The following is a 22,217-nucleotide window of genomic DNA, read 5'->3' on the forward strand; positions in this document are numbered from 1 at the left end:
CACCCATGCGCCTGCCATGTGCACGCCTCCTGCATTGCCTCCAGCATTGCCTCCTGTTTGCCATCCTGGCCCCCGCCCTGTGCGGCCGGGCCGGCGCCGCCCCGCTGCCGCCCTGGACGGGCGACCTGCAGCACACCTCATGGACGCGCCATGACGGCGCCCCGTCCGCGGTGTATTCCTTGACCCAGGATGCCTCGGGCATGCTGTGGTTCGCCGCCACCGATGGGCTGTACAGCTTCGACGGCGCGCGCTTCGTGCGCACCGACGAGGTGTTAGGCCACAAGCTGCGCTCTCCGCTGACGATGGCCGTGGCCGCCGATGGCGACGCCATCTGGGTCAGCTACCAGTTCGGCGACATCAGCCGCTTCGAGCGCGGCGCCGTCCATCACTACGTCGGCAAGGATTCGCCGCCCACCACGGTGTTCCGTTTCGCGCGCACGCCCGACGGCGTCATGTGGGCCTCGAGCGGCACCGGGATGCACCGGCTCGAGGGCGAGCGCTGGGTTGACGTGCGACCGTCCGCCGGGCTGCCGCACGGCCGGCCGCACGGCTTTAGCGTGCTGGCCGACGGCAGCCTGCTGGTCTACTGCTCCGACGGCATCTACCGCGGTGCGCCCGGCGCCGCCGCCGGCGAACGCCGCTTCGTCAAGGTACTCGACCAGCCGCAGCTGGGAAGCGGCTACCCGCGGCCCGACGGCAAGGTCGTGATCAAGACCCGGGCCCGCGGCCTGCGGCTGTTCGATCCCGCCAGCGGCGCGACCACCCCGCTGGCACTGCACAATGGCGGCGCGCCGCTGCTCGGCTACGAAGGCGATGCGCGCGGCGGCCTGTGGATCTCCACCGGCGATGCGGTGCAGCTGCTCGATGGCCAGGGCAAGCTGGTGCGCCAGTTCTCGACGGCCGCCGGCTTCACCGACGGCATTTTCAACGCCACCCTGAACGACCGCGAAGGCAATCTCTGGTTCACCACGGCGAACGGCGTCGACCGGGTGCGCCAGGCCCGCCTGCAGACCGTCGCGCTGCCGCCGGGCTTCGTTCCCGCGCTCAGCGTCACGCCGGGCGACGGCGGTGCGGTCTGGATCGGCAACTCCGACCGCACTGGCGCCTTCGATTTCGCCAGCTTCGTACTGGCGCCCGACGGCAGCCGGCGCAGCACGACGATCATGGACGTCAGCGCCAGCCACCGCGCGCCCGACGGCGCCCTCTGGTTCGGCAACAACACGAGCCTGTGGCGGGTGCGCGACGGAGCCACCCACCGCTGGCCGCTGCCGCCCGGGCTGACCGGACGCAACGTGCAGGCGATGACGACCGGCTCCGACGGCGCGCTGTGGGTGTCGGTGATCGGCCACGGCGTGCATACCTTCCGCGACGGCGCCTGGCGCAAGGGCGGCGGGCAGGCGGCGCTGGCCGGTCCGACCGCGGTCACCCTCGCAACCGACCGCCAGGGCCGGACCTGGTTCGGCTACACCGACAATCACATCGCCATCCTCGATGGAGACACGCTGCGCCAATACGGGCCGCAACAGGGCCTGGAGGTCGGCAACGCGCTGGCCATCGTGCCCGGCCGCGCCCGGGTCTGGATCGGCGGCGACCGCGGCCTGGCCTGGTTCGACGGCGAGCGCTTCGTGACGCTCGACGAGCGCGGCGGCCGGGGATTCCGCGGCGTTTCCGGCATCGTCGAACGCACCGACGGCGAGCTGTGGCTGCACGACACCGGCGGCCTGGCCCGCGTCAATGCCGCCGACCTGGCGCGGGCGCAGGTTACGCCCGGCGCCGGCGTGGCGGCCGAGCGCTTCGACCACCTGGACGGTCACCGCGGCATGCCGGCCCAGATGCAGCCCCTGCCCTCACTGGTCCAGGCCGGCGACGGCCGCCTGTGGTTCGCCACGTCCAGCATCGTGGGCCACATCGATCCCGCCAGGATCCCGCGCAATCCGCGCCCGCCGATGGTCATGGTGACCGCAATCCGCACCGACCAGGGCAGTCATGCGCCCACCGCCGGCCTGGTGCTGCCGGCGCGCACGACGCGGCTCGAGATCGACTTCACCGCCACCGCACTGTCGATGCCGGAACGCGTGCGCTTCCGTTATCGGCTCACCGGCCAGGATCTGGACTGGCGCGAAACGAGCGGGCCGCGCCAGGCGGTGTACACCAACCTGGCGCCGGGCGACTACCTGTTCGAAGTGGCCGCCGCCAACGAGGATGGCGTCTGGAGCCCGCAGCCGGCGCGGGCAGCGCTGCGCATCGACGCCGCCTGGACCCAGACCCTGTGGTTCCGGCTGGCGTGCGCCCTGGCCCTGCTGGCCGCGGCCTGGCTGCTGCACCGCTGGCGCCTGGCGCGCCTGGCGGCGCGGCTGCGCGAAAAGATGCTGGTGCGTACCCGCGAACGCGAGCGCATCGCGCGCACCCTGCACGACACCTTCCTGCAGAGCGTGCAGGCGCTGGTGCTGCGCATGCACGTCTTGATGGGCCGGCTGCCGGCCGACAGCGGGATGCGGGCCGAGGTAGAGGACGTGCTTGGCCGCGCCGAGGACGTGATCGAGGAAGGCCGCCAGCAGGTGCGCCAGCTGCGGGTGCCTGGCATGCGCCACGGCAGTCTCGCACGGGCGCTGGCCGATGCCGGCCGCGAACTGGCGGCGGCAAGCGGCGCCACATTCGTGGAGCGGCTCGCCGGCCAGGAGCTGGCCCTCGATCCCGAAATCGAGGATGAGCTGTTCACGATCGGTCGCGAAGCCCTGTCCAACGCCTTTCACCATGCCCACGCCAGCCAGGTCACGCTGGCGCTCGACTACCGCGCCGGCAAGCTGCGCCTGGCGGTGAGCGACGACGGCCAGGGCATCGCGCCCGAGATCCTGGCCAGCGGCGCGCGCCAGGACCACTGGGGTTTGCCCGGCATGCGCGAGGCGGCGCGCCTGGCCGGCGGCGTCCTCGAGATCGACAGCACACCGTCAGGCACGGTCGTCAGTATATGCATACCGGTAACAACTGCTTACCAAGGCATGCGCCGTGCATGAGCACAGCGCCCTTGAACGCGCTATGCTTGCACAAGACCCGATCGAGGAAGAACCGATGAAAGCTCGCGCCTTCGTATTGACGCTGGGATGGCTGGCCGCCGCCGGAGCTCATACCCAGACCCACGCCCAACTGCTGCCCGACCCGGCGCCGCGCCAGCCGGCCCAGCTCGAGCGCAGCCAAGCCGCCGCACCCGATCCGTTCGCCGGCAGCCACCAGCCCTACCCTCGCGTGTACGGCGGCGATGTGGCGGCCCAGCCGAACGACCACGTGTTCACGGGCATGCGGCGCGATCCGCGCCTGGTCGGCGGCGTCGAGGTGGCGCCCAACGTCGCCATCGAGGGCGGTTACCTCAATCTGCCGGACAAGGGTTTGCACAAGGTCGAGCCGGGCAAGCCCGCCGACGCCGCGATCCCGCTGGGAGAAAAAGGTTCCAGCAACCACCTGGCCGCCAAGTATTCGCTACCGGCCGGCGACCGCCTCTCGGCCTATGGCAAGGCCGGCATCGCCTATACTGAAAAAAAGAGGGAAAAAGGCGTGGCCGGTTCCGATACCGGCCTGTACACCGGCGCCGGCGCCAGCTACAAGGTCGACAAGCGCACCACCGTGAGCGGCGACTTCGTGCGCCACGGCGACGCCGCCAAGAAGTTCGACCGCGTCCGCGACGGCGTGCAAGGCAACCTCAAAATGGGTTTCTGAAAGGACGCGACATGAAACGACCAGCCTTCCTGCTGGCTGCAGCCGTCGCCACCGGCGCTCCAGCGCAGGCGCAACTGGCTGAGCCGGCCGCCGCACCGGTGGAACTGGCAGACACCCGCCCACGCAGCGTGTTCTCGGCCCCGCGCGATCGCGGGAACCAGGCCTTCCCGCGCGTGTATGGCGGGAACCTGAACGCCAATCCCAACGATCGCCTGTTCGGCGGCCTGTTCAAGACCGATCCCCGGCTGCTGATGGGTATCGCGGTGACGCCGGCGCTGGCCTTCGAGGCCGGCTACGTCAACCTGCTCGACCAGGGGTTTCGCCCGGTGAACGAACGCGATCCCGAAGACACCACTGGCGCGCTCGGCCTGCGCGGCTACAACCTGCACGCAGCCGTCAAGGTCACTCAACCGCTTGGCGAACGCCTGTCGGCCTACGGCAAGCTGGGCGTGGCGCACAGCCAGAATCGCCGTGGCGCCATCCAGGGCGTCGACACCGGCTTGTATACTGGCGTCGGCGCCCAGTACCGGGTCAGCGAGCGGGTCATGATCGACGGTTCCTTCGAAAACCACGGCCACGCGGCCGAGCGCTTCCAGAATGCGACCAATTCCAGCAGCCGGGTCAAGGCCAACCTGAGCCTGGGCTTCTGAGTTCCTCTTGCCGGACGGGCGCGCTACACTAGCGCCCATGAGATTTTCCGCCTTCCCGGCGCGCTACCGGCGCCTGCTGCCCGCCGGCCTTGCCTCGCTGCTGCTGCACCTGCTGGCGATCGCCTGGGTCGATGCCCGCTTCGCGCCGCCGGCCATCACCGTCGGCAATCCGGCGTTGGCGCTGCGCCTGGTCGACACGCCACCCGCCACGCCGGCGCCGCAAGCGCCCGACCTGCCCGCGCCAGAGCTGGCCACGCCGGACGTCACGCCGGTACCGGCCATCGATGCGCCGGCCGACGCAGTGTCGGCGCCGGCGCCGCTCCCGGTGAGCGCGACTCCGCCGCCCGCCCCGGAGGGCGACGTGGCCCCGGCCCGCATGCCCAACACCTACCGCGTCACCCCGCCCCCCTCGGGCCGCATCGACTACACGGTCACGCAGAGCGCGCCCGGCGGCGCGGCGCAGGACGCGGGCCGGGCCAGCATGGCGTGGCGCAGTGACGGTAACCGCTACACGGTGGAACTCGACGGGGTGCTGGGAACGCTGTCCAGCGAGGGCCGGGTCGACGACGCGGGCATCGCGCCGGACCGCGCGCGCCGCGCCGTGGGCACCGGCCAGGCGAGCACCACCTTCGACCGCGCCGGCGGCACGATCGCGCGCGCGCAGGGTGGCGCCGACCAGCTGGCGCCGGGCAGCCAGGACCCGGCCTCGCTATTGTTGCAACTGGCCGGCATCGGCCTGGGCGACGCGCGCCAGGTGAAAAATGAACTCGAATTCTGGGTCGGCGGCGCGGGCGGCGCCGGCGTCGAGCGCTACCAGGTGCTCGGCCCGGAACGGATCGAGACCGGCGCCGGGCCGCTGGACACGGTGCGCCTGGCGCGGGTCGGAGAGCATGGCGCGCCGCTGGTCGAACTGTGGCTGGCGCCGCAGCATGCCTGGATGCCGGTGCAGCTGCGCGTCACCGGGGCGGACGGCGCGGCGGCGACCCAGACCCTGGCCGCGGCCGCGATCGAACCGGTCCAGGACGGCTCGGAAGAATAGGACGGCCCGGACGGCCGTCGCAGGGACTTACGCCAGCTTGGCCGCGTGCTCGCGGGTCGCGTGGAACACCAGCTTGGGCCAGCGCTCCTGGGTCAGGCGCAGGTTCACGCCGGACGTCGCCAGGAAGGCCATATTGCCGGCGGCGTCGTAGGCGACCTGGTGGCCGAGCTGGTTCTCGAAATCGGCCAGCGATTTCTTGTCCTCGCTCGAGATCCAGCGCGCGCTGCTGATGCTGCTGCTTTCGAACACCGCGTCCACGCCATACTCGTTGAGCAGGCGGCTGGCCACGACTTCGAACTGCAGCACGCCCACCGCGCCCAGGATCAGGTCCGAGCCCAGCACCGGCTTGAACACCTGCACCGCGCCCTCTTCGCCCAGCTGCTGCAAGCCCTTGTGCAGCTGCTTGACTTTCAATGGATTGCGAATCCGCACCGTGCGGAACAGGTCCGGGGCAAAGTACGGAATACCGGTGAAGGTCAGCATCTCGCCTTCCGAGAAGCTGTCGCCGATCTGCATATTGCCGTGGTTCGGCAGGCCAATGATGTCGCCGGCGTAGGCTTCTTCGACCTGTTCGCGGCTCGAGGCCATGAAGGTCACGACCGACGAGAGCTTGACTTCGCGTCCCAGGCGCAGGTGCTTGACCTTCATGCCCTTCTCGAAGCGTCCCGAGCACACGCGCAGGAAAGCGATGCGGTCGCGGTGGGCCGGGTCCATATTGGCCTGGATCTTGAACACGAAGCCCGAGAACTTGGGTTCGGTCGGCTCGACCGCGCGCACGGTGGCGTCGCGTTCGCGCGGCGCCGGGGCCCAGTCGACCAGCGCCGACAGGATCTCGCGCACGCCGAAGTTGTTGATCGCCGAACCGAAGAACACCGGGGTCTGCACACCCGATAAAAAGCGCTCGAGGTCGAACACGTGCGAGGCGCCGTGCACCAGCTCCACTTCCATCTTGAGCTGCTCGATCTCCAGTGGGAACATCGCGGCCAGCTTCGGATTGTCGATGCCCTTGACGATTTCGAAGGCGCCGTCGGCCTTTTCTTCGCCGGCCTTGAACAGCATGATCTCGTCCTTCAGCAGGTGGTACACACCGCGGAAGTTCTTGCCCATGCCGATCGGCCAGGTCACGGGCGCGCACTCGATCTTGAGCACCGACTCGACCTCGTCCAGCAGTTCCAGCGGATCGCGGGTCTCGCGGTCCATCTTGTTCATGAAGGTGACGATCGGGGTGTCGCGCATGCGGCAGACGTCGAGCAGCTTGATGGTCTGTGCCTCGACGCCCTTGGCGGCGTCGATCACCATCAGGGCCGAGTCGACCGCGGTCAGCACGCGGTAGGTGTCTTCCGAGAAGTCCTGGTGGCCCGGGGTATCGAGCAGGTTGATCACGTGGTCGCGGAACTCGAACTGCATCACCGAGGACGCGACCGAAATGCCGCGCTGCTTCTCGATGTCCATCCAGTCCGAGGTCGCGTGGCGGCCGCTCTTGCGGCCCTTGACGGTGCCGGCCAGCTGGATCGCGCCCGAGAACAGCAGCAGCTTTTCGGTCAGCGTGGTTTTACCCGCGTCGGGGTGGGAAATGATGCCGAAGGTGCGGCGGCGCGCGACTTCGCGCGCGGTCAGGCCGCCCTGGCGGGAGGTGGTGCTGGAGGTGTCGTCGCCCGCGTCGGGAGTATCGTTCGCGGCGGAGATATCGGTGTCGTTGGCCATAGTCGAGCCCTTCGTGTGGCCCTGGTAAGAAAACCCTCGATTTTACCGTCTCCGCTCTCTCCCGTGTGAATTGAATGGCGCCGCCCGGGCGGCGACGCCTTCCATGACTTCAATCGCGCACGCGGCGCCAGCCGGCGCGGTGCGCCTCGGTGGTCTCGGACGGCGGGAAGCGCCCGGTCACCATGCTGCCGTCGGCGGTGGTGGTGATCGTCTTCAGGGCGCCCGAGGGCAGGCGCACCACGATGAAGCCGACCGCCGCCGACGCCGCCAGCGGATAGCCGGCGACGCCGTCGGGCGAGGCGGCGCGGCCGGTGCAGACATTGAGCTGGTACATGACGCTGGTGCCGCCCACCGAGCACTCGGTCGAGGAACTCGGCAGGTTGGTCACCACGTTGACGGTGCCCGCCACCACTTTTGGATCGAGATTGACCCGTTCGCCTGTGTTCTGGTCGAAGTCCACGTACCAGCCGTCCTGGCGCGCCAGGTTGACCGGGTCGCCCGAAATGCTGAGCGGGACGGATTTCTTTTCCTCGTCCTCGTCTTCCTCTTGCGGCGCGTCCTCGTCCTCGATCCGGGCCAGTTGCATCTTGATCATGGACGAACCGGGCCAGCCGCCGGCGCCGATCGTTTGCCCGCCGTCCTTGAGCACGTAGGCGCTTTGCCTCTTGGTGTTCTCGACGTCGACCAGGTCCAGCAGGCGTCCGCTGCCGAACACCACCACACGCTGGGCCCTGGCCACGGTCCTGCCGCTCTCGTCTTCCTCGCCGTCGGCATCGAGCACCGGGGTCTCCACACGGCAGGCAGTCACTTCGGGACGGGTGGTGAACGGCTTGTCGACGCCGGCGTCGCCCATCAGCAGGAGGGTCGTCGTGCCCGGTTCCGTGAAGTCGAAACGCCACATCTTGCCGGTGTTGTCGCCACCGTAGACGTAGGTCACCAGCGGATCGTTGTTCGGATCGTCCGTGATCGCCGTGATCTTGGCCAGGCCCGACGGCGTGCCGACGCTGCCGACGTCGGTGCTGATCTTGCGCAGGATCCGGCCGCTGGCGATGTCGACCACGAACAGGTAACCTTTGCCGTCGCCGCCGGCCACGCCGTCCGTGCCCGGGATGTTGTTGTAGCCCGAGGTCAGGAACACCACCCATTTCTCTTCGCCGTTCGCCTCGTCCCTGATGGTGCCGAACTGCGGATTGCCGAACGAGTAGCCGATCTGCGGCTCATTGTGGATGCCGCTGCACACGCTGCTGTCGGCGCACAGTTCCCACAGCGGCTGGGGATCGTCGGGATCGGTCACGTCGAGCGCGTAGTAGCCCCGCCCGCCCGCATTCAGGCCGGCCACCAGCACGGTGCGCCACTCATTGCCGATCTTGACGTCGGCCACCTCGGGCGAGCCGTCGACCGAGAAGATGTGGTTGGTGCCATAGGTAGTGTTGGCCAGCTGATAAAGCTTCTTCATCGTGATGCGGGGCACGTAGGCCCAGGTTTCCTCGCCGCTGCTGGCGTTGAACGCATGCAGCATGCCGTCATTGGCGGCGGCGAACACCGTCGCCGAACGCTTGGCATGGGCGATCTTGTAGTCGCTGTAGCCGGGGCGGTCGAAGTTGCGGCGCGGCTCGCGCAGGTAGGCCGGCTTGGACGAGGCGATATCGCCCAGCACGATCGGCAGCGCGCTGCCGGCGCTGCCCTCGGCCACCGTCGTGCGGCTGAACGAGCGCAGCACGGTGTCGTCCGCGTGCTGCTGCTGGCCGCGCAGCCAGTTGACGATGTTGGCGCCGTTGTTGACGATCTGGCGGTTGGCGGGCGACATGGTGGCGCACTGGGTCAGCGCGCTGCACTTGTTGTCGAACCATTCCTTCTCGACGCCCATCGCGTCGTACAGGAAGTTGGCGCGCGCGCCGCCGGCGGGGTTGCGCATATAGATCCTGCGCTCGTCGCTGGCGGCGTCGACCCGGGCGCCGAGCGTGTCGGAGGTGTTCCACAGCTCGGTCGGACTGACCTCACCGGTCGCAACGTCGACGGTGCGCTTGGACAGGCGGCCGGTCCAGCGCACGGTGGTGAAGGTGGCCGAGAAGATGTCGTTGTCGTTCTGCGAAATGTTCGGGGTCGAGGTCGCGGCCGCGGCGGCGGCGCCGGTCTTGACCTCGATATTGGCCAGCGCCGAGCGCAGGCCTTCGACCACCTGCAGCGGATCCGAGGCCGAGAAATACTTGCCGTGGCCGTTGATCGCGGCATGCCACAGGTCGTCCACCCGCGACTGGAAGGCGGCCGAGCCGCTGTTTTCGCCCGTGACCGGATCGGGCCAGACCCAGGCGCCGCCGCCGTTCCAGGGGCAGCCCTCCTTGACCTCGCTGATCACCTTGTACAGGTCGCCGTCGGGCAGCGGCAGTACGTCGTAGTTGGGCTCATAGTTCATGATGCCGTCCACGCCCAGGCCCAGCGCATAGGTGCGCATGTGCAGGCGGTTGTTCTCGCCGCCGGCGGCCGGCACCGCGCCCACCTTGCCTTCCAGGTCGCGCCGCAGCGACACCACCTCGGGCCGCGTGCCGGTGCCGTCCCAGCCGCCGTTGTACCAGTACAGGGCGATGTCGGCCAGCGATGGCGCGCGCTGGGAGCGCGGGTCGACGCAACCCTTCGACTGCAGGCAGAAACGGGATGGGTCGGCCCTGTTGTCGTTGCTGGCGATGCCGCCCGGCGCCGCGCCGTTCCAGTAGCCGTCGGTGGTGATGAAGGTGAAGTTCTGCTGGCAGGCGAACTTCACCACCCGCGCGTTGCCCTCGACCTGGTAGGGCGCCTGGTTGGCGTACATCTTGCCGATCGCATGCAGGGCCAGTCGCACCGGGGTCGCACCCGAGGTGTTCATGCCGTACAGGTCGGAATACCACTTGGTGCGGTCCGTGCCGGCGAAGGCCTTCGGCGGATTCATGGTGCCCTCCTCGGCGGCCACCGACAGCGCCACCAGGCCGACGTTGTACTTGTCGTTGATCGGGGCGAAGGCGTGGCCGACCGAGGTCTTCATCATCTGGTTGCGGGTCTTGTAGTAGCCGTACCAGTTGGCGAAGTTGGTCATCTCCTGGGCATAGGTGCAGACGGTGCCGGTGCAGTCGGTGCGGTTCGGATGGCGCGGATAGATCGAGCGGGTGGACACGATATCGGTGCGCACGAATACCGATCCGCCCAGGCCGGTGGTGCTGGTGGCCACCATGTCCGACACCGCGGCCACCTTGTTCAGGGTCAGGTGGGTGGTCCGGTTCGTGGTGTTGTTGGTCGGACCATCGTAGCTCACGCTGGCGCCTTCGGCATTGTTGGACGAGTCGACGAGGCACAGCGTCGTATTCGCCGCGGCGCGGCAGAGCGGCGACGAATCGGCGTCACCACCGACATAGGCGCGGATCGTGCCCTTGCCGCCCGTGGATTCGTTGATGTAGTCGCGGATGCGGTCGGCGACCCAGGCGGCGCTCTTGCCGCGCTCCAGGCTCAGCGAACGCGCGAACAGCGACACCCGGTTGAGCGAAAAATTGCTGATCACCTGGTTGGAGCTGGCGTTGCTGGTGCCGCCGATGCGCAGCAGCGCGGTGGCGCCGGTGCCGCTGGACACCATCAGGTTGGTGCCGGCGCGGCTGTTGTCGGTCACCAGCGCGCAGTCGCCGATCGCCTTGGTGGAGACGCCTGCAGGACACGCGATCGGCAGCACGCCCACCACGTTATTCCCGGCCAGCGTGATGCCGAGCGAAGTACACGATTGCACGCCGCTGTCGCCGGGCGACATCAGGCAGGCCGTGAACTGGTTGGCCAGGCCGGTCTTGTCGACGATCGAGCGCGCGAGCGCACGCGCCAGCGCGACCTGCTTGTCGGCGGTATTGGTGCCGTCACCGGCGCTGACTTCGCGTGCGGTGATGACGTCGGTGCCCGTCACGCCGGCCGCGGTGACGCTCTCGATCGTGCGCGCGCCGTTGCCGGCGGAGGCGCCGATGGTGATGGTCCCATACCATGGGGCGAGCTGGTTACTGCCCGAGAAGCGTGGATAGATATATTCGTCGACGTACTTGGCCTGGCATTTGATCAGCTTGTTCGTGTTGCAGAAGCGTACCCGCGACGGTGTCTGGTAAAGGTCGGCGGGCGGGCCGCCGTTGGCGGTCGCGGGCCGGCAATCGGTCATGGTGGCGTTGCGGCAATACTCGGTGACGTTGATGGTGTAGTAATAGGGATTCGCAGTGAAATACTGGGCGTAGTCGCGCGAGTTGGTCGGATAGATATAACCGGTGCGGTTGTAGTCGCAGTTGTTGTTCCGGCTGACGCACCAGTACAGGTCAGGGAAGCCCGTCACCAGGTTGGTGGTGGAGGTGTCGTTGCGATTGCCCAGCAGGTCGGTCCGGTTCACCCCGAACACATCGTTGGGCACCGACTTCCAGTCGTTCGTCGCGCGCGCGTCCAGCTCGCCGTAATAGCTGCCGTCCGCCTTGATCGGCGGCATGTAGCGCACCTTCGGATCGTAATACTGGCGATTGAAGTCGGCGCTGGCATAGGGCGGATGGCCGGCCACGCAAGCGGTCGTGCCGTCTTCCATCGTATTGCCGAGGCGGCAGGTGGAGCGCAGGTTGACGTAGTCGGGCGTGTAGTTGAAGTTCATCGAGCCCGAGTTATCGTACAGCAGCATCAGGTTCGGCTGGACGGTGCCGCTGCCGCTGATGTTCAGCAGCGGCAGCTGGGCGATGGCGGTCGGCTCGGCCGAGGCCGGGAGCGCGAACAGCAGGACGAGCAAGGCAAGGAGGCGTTTCATGCGCATTCCATCAGAGTATTGCGGCGTCGTCAGACGCCGATCAGGACCACCATCTGGTTCACCACGGTGCCGCCGCGCGCACCCTTGATGCGGGCGGTGATCACGTAATGCAGCTGCGGGCTGCTGGCATAGCTCGGCGCGTCCGAGGCCAGGCTTTCACCAATCGCCACCGGGGTGCCGAGGATGGCCGTATTGGCGGCGGTCTGGACACAGAAATTGTCGTCGTCATAGGCCCGCTGGAACGCGCACATGCGGTGGATGACGTATTCGACGCTGGTGTCGCCGGGGCCGTCGACCGCCATTGCATCGGCCCAGAAACCCTCGTCGCGGCTGTTCAGCTGGGGCGATCTGGTGGCGAAATACCCGGCATCCGTCGCGTCGGCGTCGAGCAGGATCTTGTTGGTGGCGGAAGTCGTCTTGAGCCACTCGAAGCCCTCGTGCAGGCCCAGGTCGGCGGCGCGGCTGAGCGAGGCGTCATAGGCCAGGTTGGCCGCCGTGAGCGTGGTCGAATTGGTCGACTTGAGCAGGTAGATGCCGGTGATCAGCATCACCAGCATCATGATCAGCATGACCGGCAGTGCGATGCCGCGCTGGTTCGGCGTGCGGTAGGGGATCGTCATCAGTTGCTCCACCCCGCATTGCGCAGCGGGACGATGGTCTCGAACACGCGGTAGCGATAGCATTGCCAGTCGACCGTATCGCCGGCGACGGCGAGGTCGACCTTGACCGGCGCCGCGTCCACGCCCTGCGGCTGCGCGCTGTTGAACAGGTACACCGGCTCGCGGTTCTCTACTTCGACGGTGGCCCTGCACTGCGCCTCGCCATCGGCGTCTGCGACCGGGCGTTCCGGGTTCTTGGCGCGCGCCACCACGGCGATGCGCAGCGCGACGATGCGGCCATAGTCGCCCGCGCCGCCGTTGACGCCGTCGCCGTCGGCATCGATCATCTCCGACGACCACTGGCCGATCACCGTGCCCAGGCCCGGCTTGAAATCGGTGCTTTCGCGGGTATCGAAGCCGTACTGCGCCTTGAGCATGACGATATTGTCGGCCACCGCCTGGCCGGTCTCGGCGGCGCCGGCCATGTCGGTGGCGCGCAGGCGCAGATAGCCGCCCTCCACCGACCAGGTATGGAAGGCCAGCTGCGCGCCGGGGCCGAGATTGAATACGCGGGTGGTGTTGCCGTCGTACTCGACATTGAGCTGGCCACGGTTGAAGCGCTGCTCGACCGAGCCGAACTGCAGCTGGGGAATCGGCTCTGTGAGCGGATTGGACGACACCTGCGCCATCGCGCAGTCGGCGCCCGGTTGTTCAGGGGCGACCACGATCACGTCGCCGAGCGCGAAACCCCAGCCCTGGCGATCCACGGTGATGGTGTTGCCGCCGATGTAGTTCTGGGTCACGCGCAGGGTCGTGGCGCCGCCGGTCGCACTGCCGGCATACAGGGTCAATTTGTCCGGGCCCTCGCCGCCCGGCTCGATCACGGCCGCCGCCAGCGGCGTCACCGGCTCGTCGTCGCGCAGGGCCGGCGCCAGCGTGTATCGCTGGCTGTCGCTGAACACGGTATTGCAGCCGTTGATCAGGGGGTCGTTCAGGCCGAAGCCCGCCTGCTCGGCGTCGCCGCTGATCCGGAACATGGCCAACATGCCGTTCTGCATCGAATCGGAACCGCCCATCGCCGCATCCTTGTTGCGCTCGCCGTCGGTCATGATGCGGGTCGCGAACAGGATCGCCAGCAGGCCGATCACGACGCTGACCATCAGTTCGACGAGCGAGAAGCCGCGCGCGCGGCGGATGATATGCGGGTTCATGTCGCCGGCGACAGGTAGGAGGTGACGCGGTGTCGGTTGACCTGGCTGTCGGTCGTGCGCTGCCAGCCGATGACGATGTCGACCTCGGTGCGGGTGGTGCCGGCGATCGGGGTCACGGCGACCGTGATCGTCGCGCCCGGGATGCGCTCGCGCACCCCAGCATGCCACGGGGCCAGGCGCTCACCCGGCGCGGCGGTTCCAGCCACGGCATAGGCGGCGGCGTTGGCGATATCGGTGTTCATGATGCCCAGCAGCTGATTGGCGGCGATGGTAGCCTCGGCGCGCAGGCCGGCGTCGGACAGGGCCGCCACCGAGCGCGCCTGCAGGCCGAGCGTGCCAACCAGGGCAATGCCCAGGATGAGGATCGCGATCAGCGATTCGATCATGGCGATGCCGCGCTGGGCGCGCGGCGGCACGGGATGGAAACGCGCGCTCATTCGGGACACCTGCGAGAGTCACCGGCGCCGATATCCTCGGCAGGATCGCAGGTGGTCGCGATCCCGGCCAGGGTCAGCATGACGGCCGATGGCTTGAATTCGTTTTCCTTGCCCTCGGCTGGCGCCAGGCGAACCTCGGTCACGCGCGGCGCGATGGCGCCGTCGACCCACCCCATCGGCGTGAAGTACACGGCGTCGGCATCGTCGTCGGGCCCCAGCGTCACCGCCAGCAGGCTCGATGGCGGCAGGGTAGCCGCGCTGCGCCGGATCGAGCGGAACGCGGCCGACTCGCCGAGCTCGTCGGCCGAACCGCTGGGGGCAGCGGCCGGCGTCGACCAGTCGTTGCTGGCGTCGTCGCAGGCATTGCCCGAGACGCGCAGGCAGATGTCGACCCGCCAGTCCGGCTGGCCGCCAGGGTTGTCGATGAAGACCAGCCGGCTGTGGCTGTTGTGGGCCAGGGCCTGGGTGCGCGCCAGCGTGAAGCCCTCGACATAGAACTGGCCGGCGCCGGCGGCCTTGGTCGCGGCCAGCCAGCCGGACATGCGCGGGATGCCGACCGCCATCAGGATGCCCAGGATGGACACCGCGATCACGGCTTCTAGCGCGGTGAAGCCCGACTGGCGCCGGGCCGGTCGCGCCGTCACTGGGTGCACGAGCCGTCCTTGCGGTCGACCCAGCAGCTAGCGCTCTTGGTCCAGCCTTCCGGCGCCCCGGTGGTGGCGCGGGCGCCGGCCTGGGTCAGTGTGTACTTGAAGTCGGCGGCCGCGGCCCGGCCGGTGGCGACCAACTGGTAGCCGGTGGCGCTGGCATTTTCCAGGGTGTAGACAAAATTGTCGGTGTCGTCCGGCATGAGCTTAGGGTCCTGCTCCTCGCCGTTGAAGTCCTCATAGCTGCGGGTATTGGCCCAGAACTGCTCGAGCTTGGGCTGGGTCGACGCCAGCGTGCTGTGCGCCTCGGCCAGGCGCGCCCGCATCACATAGCTGCTGTAGGATGGCAGAGCGACCGCGGTCAGGATGCCGATGATGACGACGGCGATCATGATCTCGACGAGGGTGAAGCCGGACTGGCGCTGCTGCATGGGATTCTCCTGGGAGGCGGACCGACTCCGCCAATAATGTTGCCATGGAGAATGATATCCCACGAAGCTGTCATTTCCCTGAGGAAAGGCTGACAAAGTCCTGACAGCGACGCAAATACGACGTTTTACTGTCGGTGGATGCAGCCTGCTGACGAAGATAGCCGGCTGGGCGATGCCGGCGCAACAATGGGGACTACGCTGCGGCGTCCTCTGCGTCAATGATCTCGGTAGCAGGGAGCGACTTTTGCAGTGAACGCAAGGCATGCTTCTGCTTTGCATTTAGCGACTTGGGGCTCCCGAGCAGTTCTGAGATAACGGCGCACATGGCGTCCCGCAGATAGCCTTCGACTCGCTCAGCCATCGACTCGGCGTTGTCCGTCACTAGGGTAGGGCCAATCTCGAAGTCCTGATAGGCCGGAGCCATCTGATTGCCATAGCCACTGACAAACAGAACCGGTTTCCTTTCGGACGGCACGGTGAACATGATGCCGTATTCGATGCGCAAACGGTCTTCGCCATGACCCAACGAATGCCGTGCAAACACTTCGATGTAGCCCCCCTCTTTCATATCCTGGGGCAGTTCACCATCCTCATCCCGATATTTGGACGGGTCGCTCACGGTTCGCAACTTATTGCGAATCCGGAAATCGATACTTGCTACTTTGGAACGTGTCGCCAGTCCGTCAATCTGTTCGCCAGCATCGCTCCACGCCTGCTTGAACTTGGGGGTGAATGCTCCGCTCAACATCTGCAGGTTCTTCAAGACCTTTGCGAATTCAACGGGTCCGTCCAAGTTGTCGGCAGCCCGCCCAACTTTTCGGTTTGCACACACGAGGCGCACGAAGTAGCGCTCCAAGGCGGCGCTGTTGATGTTCTGAATCACGATTCCCTCTTCTTCCAGATATTCGACAAACATAGCGATCAGATCCGATTGCTCTGCCGGTTTGCGCAACGCGCGTGCCAAGTGATCCCAGCGCCGGACTTCGATCCCGCGGGCCTGGTACAGTTCACGCGAAAGAACGAGGACATGACGACTGCGTTTCCTTCCCTTCCAGTAGCGATAATCCGTAAACTGTTCGGCACGGTGTTCCGTTTCCGCCAGCGGCTTGTCGAAGTACTTAATTTCGATAAGCACGAACGGATCAGCCTCGCCTTCGCGACGTACCGCCATATCGGCGCGGCGCAGAGATCGCTGGCCCTGGAATGCCACTTCGATCGCATATTCCGCATTGTCGAACTCGGCCAAATCGATGCCCAGCTCCTTCGCAAGATAGCCGGAAATTACTTTCGGCTTCAGCTTTGCGATCTCAAGTAATACCAATTCCAAGTGCCGTCCCTCGTAGCCGGCTTTGAACCAGCCGGCGATGGATGACATATAACTAGGCATGGACAGTCCTGTGAAAATACGTTAATCCCAACCTGTGGGCCGTAGGAGTATGAATCAGGGAGCTCCACAGTATAGCTTGCGAAATCGCCTGAATTCTCACCGATCGTTTCATCCAGGAAAGACAGCAAAACGCACCGTGACGCGGGTGCCGCCGCCCTCCGCCTCGTCCAGCACCACGATGGCGCCGTGCGCGCGCGCGATATCGCGCACGATGGCCAGCCCCAGGCCGCTGCCCGTGGTCTTGTCGTCCAGGCGCACGTAGCGCTCGAATACGGCGGCGCGGCGCGCGGGCGGGATGCCGGGGCCGGAATCCTCGACCCTGAACAGCACGGCCTCGCCCTCATGGGCGCAGCTGACGGTGACCCGCCCCCCGTCCGGCGTGTAGCGCAGCGCATTGTCGACCAGGTTGTCGACCAGGTCGCGCAGCTGGAAGGCGTCGCCTTCGACGGGCGCCGGCGCCAGCTCGAAGCCGAGGTCGATGTCCTTGGCCCCCGCCTGGCCGACGAAGAACTGGATCGTCTCCTGCACCAGGGTCGCCAGGTCGAGCGGCGCATGCTGGCCGCCGGGCCGCCCTTCCCTCGCGCGCGCCAGCGCCAGCAGCTGGTTGACCTGGCGGATCATGCGCTCGTTGGCCAGTTCCATCATGTCCAGCGAGCGCACGCTGTCGGGGTCGCGCGCATGGCGCGCGCGCAGCCACTCGAGCTGCAGCTGCATGCCGGCCAGCGGCGTGCGCAGCTGGTGTGCCATATCGGCCAAAAAGTCGCGCTGGGCGCGCGCGCCGGCTTCGACCTTGTCGAGCAATTCGTTGAAGCCGGTGACCACCGGCGCGATCTCGTAGGGCACGCTGGCCTGGGGAATCGGCGCCAGGTCGGCGGGGCCGCGCGCGGCCAGCTCGGCGCGGATGCGCGCCAGCGGGCGCAGGGCATTGCTGACCGACAGCCAGACGACGCCGGCCAGGGTCAGCGTCACCAGCGAGACCAGCACCACCAGCGAGCGCACGATGGCCGAGCGCACCTCGAGCCGCTGGCGCAGGGTGCGCGCCACGCCCAGCTGGCGTTCGCCGTCGGGTGTCGCAACCGCCAGGGCGACCACGCGCACCGGCTCGCCGTCGACTTCGGCGTCGTAGGGCGCGGCGCCGGGCCGCAGTGCCGGAAAGGCGGCGGCGCCGGCCAGGTGGCGGCCGTGCCCGTCGCGCACCACGTACCAGCTGCGGTCGGCATTTGGCGCAGCGGGCGGCAGTTGTGGCGCGGCGCCCGCCGCCAGCCGTGCGGCCAGGCCGTTGGCGGTGTCCAGCAAGCCACCGTCGAAGGCGACCTGGGCCGGAGTCCAGGCCAGGCCGGCCACCAGTGCGGCCAGCACCAGGTTGACCAGCAGGATCGGGCCCAGCAGCCACTTGAGCAGGCGCAGCCGGATGCTGCTCATGCCGCGAAGATCATGGGATCGACCTTCACCCGGCTGCCTCCAGCAGGTAGCCGAAGCCGCGGATGGTGCGGATCGCCACGCCCGAGCCGTCCAGTTTCAGGCGCACGCGCGACACATAGACCTCGACCGCGTTCTGGGTCACGTCCTCGCCCCAGGGCAGGATGGCGTCGATGATCTGCTGTTTGGACACCACCCGCCCGGCATGCTGCAGCAGGTATTCGAGCACGCCCCACTCGCGTACCGACAGGTCGATGGGATTGCCGGCAACGCGGGCGCGGCGGGTGGCCCGGTCCAGGCTCAGGCCGGCGAGCGACATCAGCGGAGATGCAGGGGCGTGGCGCCGCGCCAGCGCGCGGATGCGGGCCACCAATTCGGCGGTGGCGAAGGGTTTCACGAGGTAGTCGTCGGCGCCGGTTTCCAGGCCGCGCACCCGGTCTTCGACCGCGTCGCGCGCCGTCAGCAGCAGCACCGGCGTGGCCGCGCCGCGCGCGCGCAGGCGGCGCACCACCTCGAAGCCGTCGATGCCGGGCAGGCCGATGTCGAGCACCGCGACCTCGGCTGCGGGCTCTTGCAGCGCGCGGTCGGCGGCCAAGCCGTCGGCCACCAGCGTGACCGTCATGTCCTGCGCCTGCAGGGCGCGCAGCAGGCCGTCGGCCAGCACCGCATCGTCTTCCACCAGCAATACCCGCAGCCCCATATCCTTCAATTCGCCCCGTATCGTGATGCGCTCATAACATAGGCGCCGGCGAATTATGGGGCATTTCGGCGTTCTTTAACGAAACTTTGCGCCGGAAGGTGCGCCAACGCACGGTTTTCTCTAGTAGGACTGGGCTGACACGACATCATGCTTGGAACCTACAGGGGGGCGGATACTCGTCTTATGTGCGGCAACAGACGGTAGCTTTAAAGTACACCCATCGCGATGAGGTAAGAAAGACAAGCCTCCAGAAATCGCCCCCGACGCATGATAGACATAAGAGGACATAAGATGAACAACACTCAGTTTGGTGGTCTCACCCAAAAATCGAAGAACCAGATCCCTGCCACGAGTGAGGCAATGAAGTCCTCGTCGAAACCGGTCGTGAGCTACAGCGGCACCCAGCAGAACGAACTGCTGGCAGCGCTGCCACGTACCGACCTTGAAGACATGTTCGACCACCTCGAACTGGTCCCGATGCCGTTCGGTAAAGAACTGTTTGAGTATGGCAGCAAACTGGAATACGTGTATTTTCCAACGACCGCAATCGTGTCGCTGCTGTACGTGATGGAAGACGGCGCCACCACCGAGATCGCCGTGGTCGGCCATGAAGGCGCGGTCGGCGTGTCGCTGTTCATGGGCGAACGCGCCACCTGCAGCGCCGTGGTCCAGAGCGCTGGCTACGGCTACCGCCTCAAGACCCAATACCTGCGCGACGCCTTCAACCGCGGCGGCGCCCTGCCCCAGCTGCTGATGCGCTACACCAATGCGCTGTTCGCCCAGATGGCCCAGAACGCCGTCGGCGGCCGCCACAGCTCGATCGAACAGAAGCTGTGCCGCTGGCTGCTCGACCGCCTGGACCGCTCGGCCAGCAACGAACTGAAAGTGACGCAGGAACTGATCTCGATCATGCTGGGCGTGCGCCGCGAAAGCATCACCGCCGCCGCCGGCAAGCTGCAGGACGAGGGCCTGATCCAGTATCGCCGCGGCAATATCACCGTGCTGGACCGCGCCGGTCTGGAAGAATATGCGGGAGAGTGCTACAAGGTCGCCAAATCGGAATACGACCGCCTGCTCATGGATGTGGCGCGTTGAGATGACGTGATACCGGAATCGCCGCTGCATCAGGCGACGGCGATTCCAGCAAGACCGCTTCGGCCTGTACGCAAGACAAGGCAACCGCAGCTGCACTGACGGCCTGTGCCGCACCCGCCTGTTCATTGCCCCCCGGGGCAGCCGCCGGAATCATGGCGCGCACGCAAGTTCCCACCCCATTCACACCAGGCTCGACCACCAGAGTGCCTCCCAGCAGCAAGGCGCGTTCGCGCATGCCGAGCAGGCCATGCGATTTCGACCTCGCCATGGCATCAGGAGGAATGCCGATGCCGTCGTCGGTGATCTCGAGGCCCCAGCCATCGGGCTCCTGCGTCAGGTTGACGATCACATTTCGCGCCTTGGCGTACTTGGCGATATTGTTCAAGGCCTCCTGTGTGATACGGAATAGCGCAATCGCCTGCATCGGGCCGGCCGCGTCGGCCTCGGCCTCGATCAGCGCATCGCAATCGAGCGAAGTGATGCGCGCGTAATCGGCGCAATAGCTTTGCAGCGCAGCCGAAAGTCCCATATTGTCGAGCAGACTCGGCCGTAAATTCTCGATGATGCGGCGTTTCAGCTGCACGGTGTCGACCAGGGTCCGCTTGGCGCGCCCCAGCTTCGACGCCAGTTCCGGATGGCTGGCGCGCAGGTGCTCGGCGACCGTGGACAGGTCCATGCCGATCGCCGTCAGGTTGGCGCCCATTTCATCGTGCAATTCACGCGCCAGGCGCGATTTTTCTTCTTCAGACACCTTGATCAGGTGGCGCGACAGTACCGACAACTGGCCAGTGCGTTCGGCCACGATTTCTTCCAGGCCATCATTCGTATGTTGCAGGGCACGCTCGGCCAGCAGGCGCAGGCGGAAGGCGCGCTTGATCATCTTGTAGAACAGCAGCAGCACGAAGATGGCGGCGGCATTGATGCCGACGCCGAACACCACGGCGTGACGGTACTGCTGGTAGAAAGCGGCGGTGCGGGTGGTGAGCAATTCGTTCTGCTCACGCGTCATGATCACGACCTGCAGGCGGATCTCATCCATCTGTGCGCGGTCGTCGGGAGAAGCAGCGATCGCCACGATATCGTTCAGTCCACCCTCGCGGTAGACCTCGAGCGACTGTTCAAGCAGACCAAATTTCTTGTCGACCAGCGTGCGTAACTGCTGCAGGTTCTTTGCCTGGGAAGGATTGTCGCGTAGCAGCTCATCCAGTGAGCGCATCTGCTTGTCGATTTGCTGCGAGGCGCTGCGCAGCGGGCCCAGATACACCTCGTCGCCCGACAGGAAATAGCCGCGCAGGCTGCTTTCGGCATCGGTGACGATCAAGTTCAGGTATTGCAGCTCGTCCGACACCTGGGCCGTTTGCGCCTGCAGCGCATTGGCCGCCCGCAAATCGTCGAGGTTACGCGCCAGGAACACGCCATTGACGACCAGCAGCACCACGCACATCAGGCACAGCAGCGTCTTATGAAGGGGGAAACTGCGGATCGATTTCTCGTCCGCAGCGGTAGTGAAGTACATCCAGGCTTCCTTTCGTGCAAGGAATGTGGCCCTTCATTATAGGCGTATGGACGGAATGTTGCACTGCGAAATTCTCGGCCGTAACTATTTGTTGCATTTGCGCCGGCCGCTGCCGAATACTGTCCAGCACGTAAAACGCGCCCGGGTGGGCGCGTTGTCGGATGAATCTGGCTAAAAAATCAGCGGAAGATTAATCGAGCAGATTGTTCTTCATGGCGTAATAGGTCAGGTCGGAATTCGACTGCAGGCCCATTTTTTCCATGATCCGGGTGCGGTAGGTGGACACGGTCTTGATCGACAGCGACAGCGCGTTGCCGATATCGGACACGGTCGCGCCCTTCGCCAGCCGCAGGAAGACCTGGAACTCACGATCGGACAGCTCGGTGTGCAGCGCCGTGTTGGGATCGCGGTCGAAACTCTGGGCCAGCAGTTCGCCGACCGTCGAGGACACATAGCGGCGCCCCTGGTAGACGGTGCGCACGGCGGTCTTGAGCTCGTCGGCCTCGCATTCCTTGTTCAGGTAGCCGTTGGCGCCCATCTTGAACAGGTTGAGCGCATACTGCTGCGCCGGGTAGCCGGACAGGATCAGCACCGGCAAATTGGGCTGGCCCTGGCGGATGGTGCGCAGGATGTCGATGCCGCTCTGGTCGGGCATCGCGATGTCCAGCAGCAGCACGTCGCAGATCTCGCGGCGTGCGATATCGAGGGCCTCACGGCCGGTGGCGCCTTCGGCGACGACTTCAAAGTCGCCCGACGACGAGAAAATCTGCTTGAACCCTGCTCTAACTATCTGGTGATCGTCACAAATGGCAACGCGTATCATTGTCTTCCCTTAAATTTTCCTTGCGCAGGAAAGTGCCGGGTCTGAACCGCCCGGTTTACATGCGTTAGATT

Annotated in this window: 17 protein-coding genes; 5 read left to right on the plus strand and 12 right to left on the minus strand. The window is 66.5% G+C overall.

Annotated elements, in window-relative coordinates; genetic code table 11:
* Positions 1–5: 5 nt before the first annotated feature.
* Genes AC3A6F_RS17825 through AC3A6F_RS17840 form a run of 4 tightly spaced genes read left to right on the plus strand, consistent with a single transcriptional unit; the run spans position 6 to position 5,400 of the window.
* Positions 6–3,014, plus strand: coding sequence for a sensor histidine kinase (locus AC3A6F_RS17825; RefSeq protein WP_487683041.1), 3,009 nt, complete (start codon positions 6–8; stop codon positions 3,012–3,014).
* A 55-nt stretch (positions 3,015–3,069) separates the two neighbouring features.
* Positions 3,070–3,711 (plus strand): outer membrane beta-barrel protein, encoded by a 642-nt coding sequence (locus AC3A6F_RS17830; protein WP_487683043.1) that lies wholly within the window; start codon positions 3,070–3,072, stop codon positions 3,709–3,711.
* Between the two features lie 11 nt (positions 3,712–3,722).
* The gene (locus AC3A6F_RS17835; protein ID WP_487683045.1) at positions 3,723–4,361 is read left to right on the plus strand and encodes a hypothetical protein; all 639 of its coding nucleotides are present in this window, start codon (positions 3,723–3,725) and stop codon (positions 4,359–4,361) included.
* A gap of 37 nt (positions 4,362–4,398) precedes the next feature.
* Positions 4,399–5,400 (plus strand): DUF3108 domain-containing protein, encoded by a 1,002-nt coding sequence (locus tag AC3A6F_RS17840; RefSeq protein ID WP_487683047.1) that lies wholly within the window; start codon positions 4,399–4,401, stop codon positions 5,398–5,400.
* Between the two features lie 27 nt (positions 5,401–5,427).
* On the opposite strand, the gene AC3A6F_RS17845 is transcribed toward AC3A6F_RS17840, so the two are convergent.
* The 10 genes from AC3A6F_RS17845 to AC3A6F_RS17890 form a co-directional block, all read right to left on the minus strand.
* Positions 5,428–7,104: a peptide chain release factor 3 gene (locus AC3A6F_RS17845; RefSeq protein ID WP_123067846.1), complete on the minus strand. Its 1,677-nt coding sequence runs from the start codon at positions 7,102–7,104 to the stop codon at positions 5,428–5,430.
* Between the two features lie 109 nt (positions 7,105–7,213).
* Positions 7,214–11,881 (minus strand): pilus assembly protein, encoded by a 4,668-nt coding sequence (locus AC3A6F_RS17850; RefSeq protein ID WP_487683049.1) that lies wholly within the window; start codon positions 11,879–11,881, stop codon positions 7,214–7,216.
* A 29-nt stretch (positions 11,882–11,910) separates the two neighbouring features.
* Positions 11,911–12,501: a pilus assembly PilX family protein gene (locus AC3A6F_RS17855; protein WP_487683051.1), complete on the minus strand. Its 591-nt coding sequence runs from the start codon at positions 12,499–12,501 to the stop codon at positions 11,911–11,913.
* The gene (locus AC3A6F_RS17860; RefSeq protein ID WP_487683053.1) at positions 12,501–13,691 is read right to left on the minus strand and encodes a PilW family protein; all 1,191 of its coding nucleotides are present in this window, start codon (positions 13,689–13,691) and stop codon (positions 12,501–12,503) included. Before AC3A6F_RS17860 ends, AC3A6F_RS17855 begins: the two co-directional genes overlap by 1 nt.
* A complete protein-coding gene (locus AC3A6F_RS17865; RefSeq protein WP_487683055.1) occupies positions 13,688–14,128 on the minus strand; it encodes a type IV pilus modification PilV family protein in 441 nt (146 codons plus the stop codon). The genes AC3A6F_RS17860 and AC3A6F_RS17865 overlap by 4 nt, the downstream gene beginning before the upstream one ends.
* On the minus strand, positions 14,125–14,781 hold the full coding sequence (locus AC3A6F_RS17870; protein WP_487683056.1) for a pilus assembly FimT family protein: 657 nt from the start codon (positions 14,779–14,781) through the stop codon (positions 14,125–14,127). The genes AC3A6F_RS17865 and AC3A6F_RS17870 overlap by 4 nt, the downstream gene beginning before the upstream one ends.
* Positions 14,769–15,206: a type IV pilin protein gene (locus tag AC3A6F_RS17875; protein WP_487683058.1), complete on the minus strand. Its 438-nt coding sequence runs from the start codon at positions 15,204–15,206 to the stop codon at positions 14,769–14,771. Before AC3A6F_RS17875 ends, AC3A6F_RS17870 begins: the two co-directional genes overlap by 13 nt.
* 193 nt (positions 15,207–15,399) lie before the next feature.
* Positions 15,400–16,593, minus strand: a complete 1,194-nt coding sequence (locus AC3A6F_RS17880; RefSeq protein WP_487683060.1) for a hypothetical protein — start codon at positions 16,591–16,593, stop codon at positions 15,400–15,402.
* A gap of 108 nt (positions 16,594–16,701) precedes the next feature.
* Positions 16,702–18,015 (minus strand): sensor histidine kinase, encoded by a 1,314-nt coding sequence (locus AC3A6F_RS17885; protein ID WP_487683061.1) that lies wholly within the window; start codon positions 18,013–18,015, stop codon positions 16,702–16,704.
* A gap of 25 nt (positions 18,016–18,040) precedes the next feature.
* Positions 18,041–18,712 carry a response regulator transcription factor gene (locus AC3A6F_RS17890; protein ID WP_487683062.1) on the minus strand — a complete coding sequence of 224 codons (672 nt, stop codon included), beginning with the start codon at positions 18,710–18,712 and terminating at the stop codon, positions 18,041–18,043.
* A gap of 291 nt (positions 18,713–19,003) precedes the next feature.
* Here AC3A6F_RS17890 and AC3A6F_RS17895 point away from each other — a divergent pair, with 291 nt between their 5' ends.
* On the plus strand, positions 19,004–19,807 hold the full coding sequence (locus AC3A6F_RS17895; protein WP_487683064.1) for a Crp/Fnr family transcriptional regulator: 804 nt from the start codon (positions 19,004–19,006) through the stop codon (positions 19,805–19,807).
* On the opposite strand, the gene AC3A6F_RS17900 is transcribed toward AC3A6F_RS17895, so the two are convergent.
* Both AC3A6F_RS17900 and AC3A6F_RS17905 read right to left on the minus strand, forming a co-directional pair.
* Positions 19,788–21,323 (minus strand): CHASE3 domain-containing protein, encoded by a 1,536-nt coding sequence (locus AC3A6F_RS17900; protein ID WP_487683066.1) that lies wholly within the window; start codon positions 21,321–21,323, stop codon positions 19,788–19,790. The two genes, AC3A6F_RS17895 and AC3A6F_RS17900, sit on opposite strands and share 20 nt — an antisense overlap.
* Before the next feature lie 190 nt (positions 21,324–21,513).
* Positions 21,514–22,146: a response regulator gene (locus tag AC3A6F_RS17905; protein ID WP_005667428.1), complete on the minus strand. Its 633-nt coding sequence runs from the start codon at positions 22,144–22,146 to the stop codon at positions 21,514–21,516.
* Positions 22,147–22,217 lie beyond the last annotated feature (71 nt).

The sequence above is a fragment of the Massilia sp. Soil_C_3 genome, from assembly GCF_057657035.1.